General features: G+C 63.7%; 11 protein-coding genes and 1 pseudogene. 10 read left to right on the top strand and 2 right to left on the bottom strand.

The genetic code is table 11. The annotated features are described in order from the left end of the window. Positions 1–7: 7 nt before the first annotated feature. From FKR81_RS32340 to cutA, 3 genes are all read left to right on the top strand, one after another. Complete coding sequence (locus tag FKR81_RS32340; RefSeq protein WP_146357830.1) at positions 8–1165, top strand: MAB_1171c family putative transporter; 1158 nt, start codon at positions 8–10, stop codon at positions 1163–1165. Then, on the top strand, positions 1149–1775 hold the full coding sequence (locus FKR81_RS32335; RefSeq protein ID WP_146357828.1) for a hypothetical protein: 627 nt from the start codon (positions 1149–1151) through the stop codon (positions 1773–1775). The genes FKR81_RS32340 and FKR81_RS32335 overlap by 17 nt, the downstream gene beginning before the upstream one ends. Positions 1776–1982: 207 nt before the next feature. After that, complete coding sequence (gene cutA / locus FKR81_RS32330) at positions 1983–2306, top strand: divalent-cation tolerance protein CutA (RefSeq protein WP_186763300.1); 324 nt, start codon at positions 1983–1985, stop codon at positions 2304–2306. Here the strand turns inward: cutA and FKR81_RS32325 are convergent. Then, positions 2293–3564, bottom strand: coding sequence for a helix-turn-helix domain-containing protein (locus FKR81_RS32325; protein WP_186763299.1), 1272 nt, complete (start codon positions 3562–3564; stop codon positions 2293–2295). The two genes, cutA and FKR81_RS32325, sit on opposite strands and share 14 nt — an antisense overlap. A 938-nt stretch (positions 3565–4502) precedes the next feature. On the opposite strand from FKR81_RS32325, the gene FKR81_RS43890 reads away from it, so the two are divergent. The 7 genes and pseudogenes from FKR81_RS43890 to FKR81_RS32295 form a co-directional block, all read left to right on the top strand. Beyond that, the gene (locus FKR81_RS43890) at positions 4503–4649 is read left to right on the top strand and encodes a hypothetical protein (protein ID WP_186763298.1); all 147 of its coding nucleotides are present in this window, start codon (positions 4503–4505) and stop codon (positions 4647–4649) included. 67 nt (positions 4650–4716) lie between these two features. Then, positions 4717–5961, top strand: coding sequence for a JmjC domain-containing protein (locus FKR81_RS32320; RefSeq protein ID WP_146357824.1), 1245 nt, complete (start codon positions 4717–4719; stop codon positions 5959–5961). Further along, positions 5862–6761 carry an aldo/keto reductase gene (locus FKR81_RS32315; protein WP_146357822.1) on the top strand — a complete coding sequence of 300 codons (900 nt, stop codon included), beginning with the start codon at positions 5862–5864 and terminating at the stop codon, positions 6759–6761. Before FKR81_RS32320 ends, FKR81_RS32315 begins: the two co-directional genes overlap by 100 nt. After that, entirely contained in the window at positions 6758–7603 is an 846-nt protein-coding gene (locus FKR81_RS32310; protein WP_235921882.1) for a hypothetical protein, read from the top strand. Before FKR81_RS32315 ends, FKR81_RS32310 begins: the two co-directional genes overlap by 4 nt. A 209-nt stretch (positions 7604–7812) precedes the next feature. Further along, positions 7813–8223 (top strand): nucleoside-diphosphate kinase, encoded by a 411-nt coding sequence (gene ndk / locus FKR81_RS32305; RefSeq protein WP_146357984.1) that lies wholly within the window; start codon positions 7813–7815, stop codon positions 8221–8223. 249 nt (positions 8224–8472) lie between these two features. Further along, positions 8473–9459 (top strand): pentapeptide repeat-containing protein, encoded by a 987-nt coding sequence (locus FKR81_RS32300; protein ID WP_186763297.1) that lies wholly within the window; start codon positions 8473–8475, stop codon positions 9457–9459. Between the two features lie 1589 nt (positions 9460–11048). Next, positions 11049–11303, top strand: a pseudogene (locus tag FKR81_RS32295) (nucleoside-diphosphate kinase); the annotation flags it as partial. 142 nt (positions 11304–11445) lie between these two features. On the opposite strand, the gene FKR81_RS32290 reads toward FKR81_RS32295, so the two are convergent. After that, positions 11446–12030, bottom strand: a complete 585-nt coding sequence (locus tag FKR81_RS32290; protein ID WP_146357816.1) for a GNAT family N-acetyltransferase — start codon at positions 12028–12030, stop codon at positions 11446–11448. Between the last annotated feature and the right edge of the window lie 35 nt (positions 12031–12065).

Genomic DNA, 12065 nt, shown 5'->3' with positions numbered 1-12065 from the left:
CAACGTCATGATCTTCTTCTTCGCCACCGTGCTATCGGTGACGGCCGCGCTGACGTTCTGGGTCCGCTCGTATCAGCAGAGCCGCAAGCCCGGCGTTCGGGCAATGTGCCTGTCACTGCTCCTGCTCGACCTCGCTCTGTGTCTCGGCGTCAAGGGCGGACCTGTCGAAGCCGGCATCGGAGTTCCTGGGCTCGCGCAGTTCATTCAGCACGTTTGCGTTCTCACGTCGGCCTACTGGCTGCAGGTGTTCTGCCTGCACCTCACTCATCGCCCGGACGAGACGGCACCCCTCACGCGGCGACGCGCCATCACGTTGGCCGTCGCGCTGATCGGCCTCAGCACCTTCTACGTACTGGGTCCTCTGCAATCAGACCTGGTGTTCATACCGTCGTCGGCCGGTGACCAACCATGGGTCCCTCAGTACCTGGCGATGTACGGCGGGTACCTGAGTCTGGCGATGCTCGACACCCTGTGGATGTCCCGCCTTGCTTCCCACGTTCCTCGTCGGTTCCTGCGCATCGGACTTCGACTGCTCGGCATAGGAAGCATCTTCGGACTGCTCTACGTGATCCACAGGCTCGGCTACGGGTTCGCCCGCGCCTTCGGCATCGTCCCGCCGTGGGACGAAAACGGACCGCTGGGACCAAGCTTGTGGTTCGTGACGCTGGCCATCGTGTTCCTGATGAGCGGCGTCATGGCCCCGCCGCTTGGCGCTCGACGAGAAGCGCGACAAGCCGTGGCGGTCGTGCGTCCGTTGTGGAGCGCCGTCACCGCCGTCGCACCCGAGCTGGTTTTCGGCAGCCGCCGGGGACCGCTACTGCGGATGCAGATCACCGAGATCCAGGACGTCCTGATTGGACCATTACACGCCTATCTGGATCCGCTGGTGCTTGAGCACGCTCAACAACGGGCTGAGCAAGACGGACTCGTTGGTGAGGATGCCCGTGCCGTCGCAGAGGCCGCGGTCATCGCAGTCGCACTGGAAGCCACGCGACTCGAGTTGCCGCCGCTGACGTCCACGCCAGTTGTCATCGGCAACGACGACGATCTTGATGACGCCTCCGAAGGACAACGGCTCGTCCGCGTCGCGCAGGCGTTCACCGAATCACCGCTCGTATCCGCCATCGTCGAGGAGTACTTGAACCTTCATGATCACGCCAAGTAACACGGAGAGCGTCGCAACCCGCACGGCTGCAACTCGAATTGCTCGCCTCGCTACCGAGATCCTTGCGCCGTGGGTCTGGGTCCTCGGCCTGCCTCTCGCGATCGCCTGGAGTGCGACCCACAGAGTTGGCGCCACCCTGCTGTGGGGCCTCGTCGTCGGAGTCACCGGCTCGATCATCCCGATGATCGTCATCGTCCGAGGGGCCAAGAACGGCAAGTGGGACAGCCACCACGTCACCAACCGAGAAGGGCGCGTGGTCCCATTCATCGCCTGTACCAGTTCACTCGCTGGCGGAATCGCCATCCTCGTCCTCGGCGGTTCCCCGAACGAGATGATCGTGCTGGCGAGCACGATGTTCGCCACGCTCGTCGTGAGCGTCGTAATCACCTTCGGACTGAACTTCAAGCTGTCGATGCACGCTGGGGTAGCCGCCGGAGCGGTGCTGATCCTCATGGCCGCCTACGGCCCCTGGCTCGTACTGCTGTCGGCGGCTGTCGCGCTGGTCGCGTGGTCACGAGTACGGCTTCGTGACCACACCATCGCGCAGGTGCTCGTGGGCGCACTGGTTGGTGTTGTAGCTGGAGGTCTCCCGTACTGGTGGCTTGCGTAGCTCTGTCAGCGCCAACGGCGATTCCTGGCCACGCTGTGTCGGGCTCTCCGTTGCCTCGACCTCAACGAGCTGGCCCGCGCTCTCCGCCAGTGGACCCCAGCGCAGTGCCGACACCTCGCAGCGACATCGACGCGACCAGCAGGCGAAACCAGCAACTCTGAGGAGTAGCTGAGGCGTGGCACGTCCCAGGCCACCTAGGCTGTTGTCGTGAGCGACTACTTGCAGGTGACTACGACCGCTGACAACCGTGACACGGCCGCCAGTCTTGCTCGCTCGGCTGTGGCTGCGCGTCTGGCAGGTGCTGCGCTGATCTCCGGACCGAATACTTCGTTCTTCTGGCACAACGGCGAGATGGGCGAGGGTGAGGAATGGCAGGTCACACTCAGGACGACCGCCGACCGCTACAGGGAACTGGAAGCGCATCTGCTCGAAGTGCACCCTTGGGACAATCCTGAACTGACGGCGGTTCCCATCGTGGCTGCTCCCGAGGCTTACAAGGCGTGGCTCGACAAGTCCGTCAACGAGCAGTAGGCAGGTTGGCCGCTGCCTCCAGAACACTGGAGACGGGCGACAGGGCGCGGTGCGGTTGGAGCCGATGCACGACCTTCTGGATGCGTTCCGCAGGCCGCACCGAGCCGACGCCCGTCGCCAACTCGACTGCCTGCTGCGTGACGGTTGCGGCCTGTTCGATTTCTCGTGCGTCAACGTATGCGTGCGCCAGCGAGGTCAGGTAGATGGCCTTGTCACGGGCATGGGTGTCGTCGTATCGGCTGAGGACGTCCTCGAGGATTGGAACGGCCCGGAGCGGTCGATGTAGCTGGGTCCAGCACCGCCCGGTCATGATCTTGATTTCGTCTTCGTCGACCCAGAAGACCCAGTCGGGCTCCGGACGGTCATCCGTCAGGTGCACCACTTCGGCAGCGGTGGCCAGCGCGTGTTCTGTCTCCTTGGGCTGCCCGGCAACGGCGAATGTCCACGCCATGCGCTCGAGAAGCAGGGCTCGTACACGTGGCGTCGCGTGCTTCTCGGCAGTCTCGTAGGAAGCTGTAGCCATTGCGACACTTGGGTTTTCGAACGTCACCTGCTGGTAAGCGAGGAAAGCCAGTGCATTCCCCGCTAATGCGGCGTGGTCTGCTTCCTTCGCTGCCTCGAAGCTGGTCTCGTAGTGCGCCGTGGCCTCGGGGTGCATGCCGGCATCGAACGCAGCCCAACCAGCCAACTGCGCTTGCTCGGCGATGACCGCTGTGCAGGCGCGCTTCGTGTCGGACGTGCAGCTGGCGCCCTTGACCAAAGCCTGTGTTTCCTTCAGCACGTGGGCATACAGGCGATAGGTGTCGGCGCCGCCGAGGAAGTCGTCAAGGCGTCGTAGCCGCGCAGTCCCACTGAGTAAACGTTTGACGTCGCTCCCGCCGAGTCGTCGCCCCGGCGTCCAGCGCGTGATGCTCGGCCACGATGCGGCGAGGCCAGCCACGGCCATAGCACCAAGAAACTCACGTCGCTGCACATCGCTCCCTTCGGGCTGGTCTTCTTCGCGCTGTTGGAGTCGGCGTTTGGCTTTGGCGCGATCGACCGCACCTCGCAAGTCCGCCACCGGCACCTCCAAGGCGGCGGCCAGGTGCTTCTGCCAGTAGGGCGTTGGCAGCCTGGTTTCGCCTTCCCACCGGGAAACCTCGTTGCGCGTGACAGGTCTGTCAGCACTATCCGACAGCAACGCCGCCAGCTCGCCCTGTGACCTACCAGCACTTTCCCGGAGTTCGCGGAGCAGCGGCCCGATCGTCGGCTCGTGCATGGTCCACATCCTCCGGTGTCGTGGCGCTGTGCGCATCCATTGTGGCCACCTCCTCTGGCCACCCACAGCAAATGGCCACCTCGTGTGGCGACTCCGCCCGATCGGGCTAGCGCCATAACTTCAAGTCACCGCAGGGAGACCTCGGGAAAGACGGCGGTCTCAGCGAATACGACAGAGGAAGTTTCACTATGGCAACGCGCACCGAAGACAGACGCTTCGCCCTCGGCTCTCCGCTGGGCGCGCTTCCGGTGTCGCGCAATGAGGTCGAGAACAGCACCCCCGAGGCGCTCTCGACCGGCTGTGCAGGGAGCGAGTCGCCAAGGGGCGGCATCGCGGCGACTTGCTCCCCGCGCCCAGCAGTCAGCCTCTACGCGAACGGCCTCGGATGGCCGACATTGGTGCGGGGCAACAACGTCATGCTCCGCTGTGGCGACATCGTCGATGTCGTCTGGATGACAAGCGCTCTTGGCGGCGAGGTCAATCACCACTTGAAGTTGCTGCGGCTCGACGCCTCCGTTTTGGAGGTACGGGGCTCGACGCGTCGTTGGGCCTTCTTCTGCCAGTCTCAGCCGCCGAGCATCACGAACATGCCAACACTTTCACTTCACGGAGTGGCGCATTTCGGCAGTGGCTCCCTCTTCTCGTTGCCGCCTAGTCCGACATGCAACAGTGAATCACTGCACTGGATTAGCCCACCCATGCCGGGGACTTTCGGACTTCCGTCGGTGGCGACCGTCGCATCGTGTGCCTTGACGGCGATCCGGCGATGACGTCGGACGGCAGTGCGTCGAGGCCTCTCCCGCAGTTGCTCCGCGCTGTCGTCCGGCTCCCATGCCTCACCGCGGGGCATCGTGTCCGGCCCGCAACGGCTCAAGCCGTTCGGTGCGCACTGATGACCTGCGGTGCCGGATTCGAAATTGAGATAGGGGGTGATTGCAGTGGAGAAGAAGAAAGAGTTGGTGCTCAACGTCGAGCGCCTGACTCAGGTGCAGGCTCGCTACGCCGATGCCGCTCACTCGGACTCGACGGGGACGTCGACCGGTGACGACGGGGAGAACCGCGACAAGCTGAACCACCCGGAGTAGGGCTGGGCAGCACGTCATCTCGAAGCCAAATCCGACGCCCCGGCGTCGTTCGCCTTTGGAGGTGCAAATGGAACACGTTCTCGTCAGTTCCATCGAGAAGGCTCTCGGTTGGTCGGGGCCGAAGGGTCTTGGTGCTCAGTTCGTGCGCGGGGCTCTGCCTGATGCGGAGCTCTGCGCACGAATCCTGAATCCGAACAGGCTGCTCGACATCATCATGCGGCGCAGCCTGAGCAATCCGCAGCTGCGCGTCTTTCAAGATGGTGGGGAGATCCATCCCGCCAGGTTCCTGGACGAGGGGACGAGCCGTCGGGGGCAGGCCGTCCGGATGGCCAACATGCCCCGACTCGCGAGCCTGATGGAGGACGGCTGCACCATCGTCCTCGACGGGGTCGACGCCTTCGACCCGACGATGGAGGTGGCCTGCCGTGCGCTGGGGTGGTGGTCCCGCGAGCACGCACGGGTCAACACCTACCTGACCACCGGCGCTACCGACGGATTCCCGCTGCACTGGGACGACCACGAGGTTCTCGTCGTGCAGCTGGCCGGCGAGAAGTCCTGGGAGGTCCGTGGTCAGTCACGCGTCGCTCCGATGCACCGCGACGCCGAGCGGAACAACACTCCGCCGGACGAGATCATCTGGCAAGGCACGCTGAAGGCTGGCGATGTCATGAACATTCCGCGCGGCTGCTGGCACCGTGCCACCCGCGCTGACCAGGGTGATGGGTTCAGCCTGCACGCCACCTTCGGGTTCTCGAAGCAGACCGCCGTCGACTGGTTGACGTGGGCAGGTGACCAGGCGCGTCGGGACGGGCTCTTCCGCGCTGACCTCAACCGCTGGGGAACACGCGATGTTCGGCAGCAGGAGTCCGACACTCTCAAGGGCGCCGCGATGAGCCTCATCGAGGGCTACCCGGTCGAGGACTTTCTCGCCGAGCGCGAGCGGCTGCGTCGGGTCTGGCGCCACGTCAAGACCAAGAGCATCTTCGGCACACCGGACGCGGTCGCCTGCATCACTGAGTTTCCGCCGCAGTTCGAGCAGCGCAGCGGCCGGGTGCTCGTGACTGGTGCGGGCAAGCAGATCGCCTTCGCCGAGGAGGCGTTGCCCGCGTTGCGGCTGCTGCTGTCCGGCGCTCCCGTCGACCTCACCGAGGTCGAGTCGGCGACGGGTGTCGAAGTTGAAGGGCTGGCCGCTGTGCTGATCGAGGAGGAGTTGTGCGCGGAGCTGACCGCGGAGTTGCGCTCGGGCTATACCGATCTCGTCATGAGCGGGATCTCCTCGAAGGAGCTCTCGCTCGCGGGGTCCGTCGCCTAGACACCAGCTTCAACTACCACCAGTTCGCGTCGCACCGAACGCTCGTCAAGGTGGCTGAGGATCTGCTCCCAGAGTTCGACATCTCGACCAAGGTGGGGTTCTTCCCCGACGAGGCAGGTCGACCGGTGCACCACCTGACACCTGAAATTCTGCGGTACGGGGTAAGGCTGACGGTGGACGACCTCGACCTGGAGCCGTCGACGATCCTGTTGCACAACCCGGAACAGTCGTTGGCGAACCTGCCACCGGCCGAAGCCCTTGAGCGGCTGCAAGCGGCCTGCGCCGTGCTGGATGAAGCGCAGGCCGAAGGACTTTGTGGCGAATGGGGCTGGTCGACTTGGAACCCGCAGCCGATCCTCAGCGCGCTCACCGTGGCCGAACACGCACTGCAGCCTGCCGTGATCATGGTTCGGGCCGGACTGCTCGTCGACTCGGATGGCCTCGACGACGCAGAACGCCTCTTCGAGATGCTCGACATTCCGGCCGAGGGTCGATGGGGCATGAGCCCATTCGGTGGCAACGCGCAGGAGCCGGTGTGGGACGAGGTGGACGCGCGGGTGTACCTCGCCGGTGGAGCACTGTGTACGCAGCCACAAGCGGTGTTTCGGACGGCGTTTGAACTCCCCGCCGTCGACCGCGTCGTGGTCGGCACGGAGAACCTGACACACCTCAGCGATCTAGTCATGGCGACCACCTTGCAGGTCGACGCTGAGTTGGTGTCCACCTATCGGGGCCTCCTACGACGGAGGCGGGCCGAACAACATCAACTGGAATCGCGATTGGCTAGGGTTCGCTCGTGAACTTCGACGGTTACAACCTGCGCACGCAGAACTTGGACGATGTGCGCGCCGAAGTCGAGAAGGTGCTGGAAGTCCGGCTGGACGAGTCCCGCAGCGCCTACGGCACCCAAGGTTCAACGATCGGATTCGCGACAAGCTCGGACACGTGGGTGCGGATCGCGTGGACGGACGCCCACGACATCCACGGTCCATCGTGGACAGGGACGGAGATCGCCTCGGCGATCACCGGCGTGAAGAAGCCGGAGCTGTTCCGCTCGTACCGGTGGGTGGACCGTGTTCGGTCGGTTGTGTGGCGGGCCGACGAGACTGAGCTGATCACCTCTCGGGCGATTCACTCCACCGGGCTGATCAACGAGGAACCTGACCTCTCGGTCGCCTGGTGGGACAGCCTGGGGTCATCGTTGGCGGCCCTGGCAGCTGTCGAGACGGAGCGCGTTGCAATGGCGCAGGCGCACCTGACCCGGCGGATCAACCAGGTGTTCGGCGACGAGGGGATCGACACCGAGGTGGACGAGTGGACGACGGCGCACGCCGATCTCCACTTCGGCAACCTCACCGCGCCGGACTGCTACCTGCTCGACTGGGACAGCTGGGGTCGTGCGCCGCGAGGCCTCGACGCCGCGACCCTCTGGGGTCACTGTCTGCTTGTGCCGAGCGTGGCGCATCGGGTCCAAGCGGAGTTCGTGGACGACCTGAGTTCGCGTTCGGGCCTGCTGGCGCAGTTGCTGTTCTGCTCCAACGTCATTCGGCTGAACTCCAGCAAGCCGAAGCCAAGCCCACTGCTGGAGCCAGTCAAGAAGGAGGCCGTCCGAGTGCTTCACGCACTCGGAGCGAACGCCTGACGATCGGGGCGACACGCGTCCCCTGATTCTCGTTGTGGCTGGTCGCCTAGCCGTGCTGGTTGGTTCCACTCAGGCCCGTGCAGCTGGCACCCGGAGCAGCTGCAACCGGGTTCCTATGCTGACCCGTCGGCCCCATCGCTACCCTGTGCGGCATACCCGTGGAACGACGGGGCCTCCGTTATCCCCGCAAGAAGGAGTACGTGACCGTCGTGTCTGAGCGCACCCTGGTTCTGGTCAAGCCCGATGGCGTCAGCCGTGGTCTGGTCGGTGAGGTGATCGCACGCATCGAGCGCAAGGGCCTGACCCTGGCCGCGCTCGAGCTGCGCACCGTCGACCGCGCGACCGCCGAGCAGCATTATGCGGAGCACGACGGGAAGAGCTTCTTCGGCGATCTGGTCGAGTTCATCACCGGTGGTCCGCTGGTCGCCCTGGTGGTCGAGGGCACCCGCGCGATCTCCGCGTTCCGTCAGCTGGCTGGTGGCACCGATCCGGTCGAGAAGGCGACGCCGGGCACGATCCGCGGTGACTTCGGCCTCGAGGTCCAGTTCAACCTGGTGCACGGCTCGGACTCGCCGGAGTCGGCCGAGCGCGAGATCAAGCTCTGGTTCCCGAACCTCTGAGCTGCTGTTTCGATGGCCCGGATCGGACTTCGATCCGGGCCATCGTTGTAACTGTTTGTTCAAGTACGCCGACAACATGGCGTGAAGCATGGTGTGCGCCGTAGCGGCTGGTCAGCGATTCGGACTCTAGGAGTCGTCCTAGCGGCGCTAGTTCTACTCGGGCTCTACACACTCATGCTTTGGCGTGCTCCTTCGCTGCTGGTTAACCAGGATCTCCTCCGCGACCATCGACTTGGGCCTGAGCATCGCTTGATTGCGGAACACAACGCTCGGCTGATAGTCATTTCGATCGGCGGTGCGTTGGTCGTGGTTACAGGTCTGCTTTACACCGCCAGAAACTATCGGTTAGCGCATCGAGGACAGGTGACCGAGCGGTTCACTAAAGCTCTTGAACGGCTTGGCTCTGATGAGCTATATGTCCGAATCGGTGGAGTGCATGCGCTCGAGCACGTCATGCGCGATTCTCCTGAACACCACGGAGATGTTGTCGAGGTTCTAGTCGCATTTGTTCGCGGTCGAGCACCGCGACGACGGGACGAACCTGTGGACCAGCGGCAATGGATGCATCCGCCGATCGGAACGGACACTCCAAAGTTGTCGCGTGAACCGGCCGCGGACGTGCAAGCCGCACTCACCGCCTTAGCGCAACGTCCAAAGCGTGCCAACCAGGAGCGAGGAGAACTTGACTTCCATGATCTGCACCTCTTTGGCGTGAATCTGCATGACGCAGATCTTCGAGATGCGAATCTGCAAGGAGCGGTGCTAGTTGGCGCGAACCTGCGATGTGCAGACTTGCGGGGCGCAGTTTTTTGGGACGCAGAGCTTCACCTTGCGAATCTGGACGATGCGCGCCTTCAAAATGCATGGTTGTCGCGCGCAGGCCTTCAAGGGGCTAGTCTTGAAGGAGCGCAACTCCAGGGTGCGACGCTACGAAACGCGGAGCTTCAGGGAGCGGTGCTGAGAGGTGCCCAGCTTCAGAACGCGGTTCTGGAGCATGCGCTGCTGCAATCGGCCTGTCTGGATGGGGCGCAATTACAAGAGGCGCTTCTTGATGGGGCGCAACTCCAGGGAGCGCGACTGGAGAGTGTTCAACTACAGGGGGCGAGCCTGAGTGGTGCACAGCTTCAAGGCGCGAACCTACGAAATACAACCTTGACCGCTGAGCAGCTTGGATCTGTTGATATTGACCAACGGACGTTGTTGTCGCATCGACGTGTTGATACAGCTGACAGCTAGCGAATGCTGTGACCAGTGGAAACGGTGCCGAGTCAAGCAGTGCCCCTAGTAGGGAATGGCCTATGAGCGTTTTCGGCGATTTGGTCGAGTTCATCACCGGCGGTCCTGAACCGCGCTGCGGTCGTGACCTTCGTCGTAGTAGTTCACGGCATGCGAAGGATCTGCGAGCGATGCCTCGCACGAAGGCGCTTTACGTCGGAAGGGGCAACCGAGCGTACAAGCTGATCTAACAGGCCCGTGGGGTATGGTGCGCTTGCATCGAACGCTTCAAGCCTTGTTGTGAGCAGTTTGGAGTCGTCGGGCCACAATCCGGCGTATACCAGTGCCAAGGCTGCCAGTAACGCTTGAGGGTGATCTGTGGCGTTACCTTTCGCGATTGTCTCAGCTTGATCGGTCGTTCGTAGGCGACTAAGAATGCTTTTTGGCCAAATTTTTGGAAGGATCACCGTTAGAAGGTAAGGAAACTTCCGACTGCGGTCGAGCAGTTCGCACGCGATGACTAGTTGATCGGCGTCGCTGCTCTGGAGCATGACGTCTAGCATTCCGATGGCTCGAACGCTCAGTCCGTACCAGTTGAGTGTGCGTAGCGATGGCAGGCCTGCAAGATGTGCCAATTCTGAGGCGGCGAGCGTCCGGGCGGGGGAACCTGTCCAGAGGTATCCGTCAGCTCCCGCCGCCTCTGATGTCCATTGATCGAGTAGTGCATACGGCTTGCCTATACTGCGTGTGATGCAGCTGCAAAGCGCTCCGATTGCCGGTAGGACAACGTGATCAATAGTGTTCTGTGGCGCTAGCTTGGTTGGCCTGAAGAGACGAGGTCCATGGCCGCCAAGGCTGATCACCCGCCGTGCGTGTCGTCGAAGCGACTGCGGTGTTGGATGTTCCACGTGGTTCGAGAAGAGGCTGTAACTTTCCTCGTATAGGAGGGTTGCCAGCGCTCCGCTAGAAAACGGAGGGTGCTTGTCGAGCTCTCGACATATTTGGTCGAAGTTTTCAGTCTTTTGTACGTTAGCGAGCGTTGGTGATAGTGGTGTTGCGATGAGGTCAATTTCGGTCAGCAGTGCGAGCGCGCCCAATGGGTCTCCCGCTAGAAAGCGGTCGCGTAGCCTCCTTGCTGCTCCGGACTGCTTCTTCATCATTCGCTGAGCGCCGCCAGCTCCATGTATGGAAAGGTAGGAACCGGCGAGCGCTGTTTCAATGATCGACCGTGCGACCATGATCGCGGCTTCCGGAGCGCTGTGATGTAGACGGCCTAGCTCTCGGGTGAGATAGAGGCAACGGCGGAGCGCGAGCTGAGCGAGCTCCAGCTCCGGGGTGCGGCGGGCCTTCCCAATTACGGCAAGTCTGTAGACCTGAATAGCCGTTCGCCAAGCCATCAGGCGTGCGGGGCGTGGAACAGGCTGGAGGCGGGAGCGGTTGCCGGACTTACGCGCGATGAAGACTGTGAAACTCTGCACTCGGCCGGATACTGAGGTTGAGTTTGGCACCAGTACCATCCCCTAGGGTCGACCGAGGCGGCCTACCCTATGTCGAAAATAGCCCGCTGACCAGCGGGAACCCCTTGCTGTGCCTCACGGTGCCCTAGTGGGCACTTGACTAAGCCGTTCTTCGCGGACCTGGTCGAGTTCATCACCGGCGGCCCGCTGGTCGCGATGGTCGTCGAGGGCACCCGCGCGATCCCCGCGTTCCGCCAGCTGGCCGGTGGCACCGACCCGGTCGAGAAGGCGACGCCGGGCACGATCCGCGGCGACTTCGGCCTCGAGGTCCAGTTCAACCTGGTGCACGGCTCGGACTCGCCGGAGTCGGCCGAGCGCGAGATCAAGCTCTGGTTCCCGAACCTCTGAGCTCGAGTGCACAACGGCCCTGCATCCGCGCCCGGATGCAGGGCCGTTCCACTTCCCCGGTGGGAGTAAACATTTACCCCCAAATGGAGTGCATCTTTCAGCTACAACCCGGCCACGATCGGGTGGTGACCCTCAGTCGATCTCACGGCTGAGCACGCCGCGGCGAGTACCCGTGCCCTTCGGGCGAAGATCCGCGCAGCGCCACGTCGTCCGGGAAGCCGAGCGGCAGGTGCATCCACACCTCGTCCCACCGCTCCGCACCGACCGCGATCGCGTTGGGGATTCGGCCGCACTCGCGGAACCCGAGCGACTCGTACAGCTCGATCGCACCGTGGTTGTTGCCGCGCGTGAACAGGGTCAGCAGCTCCAGCCCGGCCGTACGGGCGTGCGACACGAGCGCCGCCATCACGTGCTGCCCCAGCCCGAGCCCGCGCCGCGCCGGATGGGCCATCACCTGCTGGACCTCCGCCTGCCGCCGGTGCACGGCCGCCGATCCGCGCCGCCACAACGCCAGCGCCGCGACGGAACCGTCCACCAGAGCCACCACGAGCGCGGCGTCACCGGCGCGGACCTGCTTCAGCACGTCGTCGAGCCAGGCGTCGACGCGCTCGCGGCCGGGTGGCGAGTGGTAGCCGATGGCGCCGCCTGCCGCGACCACGGCGTGCACGACCGCGTGCACTTCCGAGCGCAGGCGTTCATCGGCCTCGGACGGCCACAGTAGTTCCACGGCCCCGCAGCTTAATGCGATGAAAATTGTCAGAC

Origin of the sequence: Lentzea tibetensis, assembly GCF_007845675.1 — a bacterium.
In the GTDB taxonomy this organism is placed as follows: Bacteria; Actinomycetota; Actinomycetes; order Mycobacteriales; family Pseudonocardiaceae; genus Lentzea; species Lentzea tibetensis.
The sequence above is the reverse complement of the archived record's forward strand: the minus strand, read 5'-3'. Positions and strand labels throughout refer to the sequence as shown.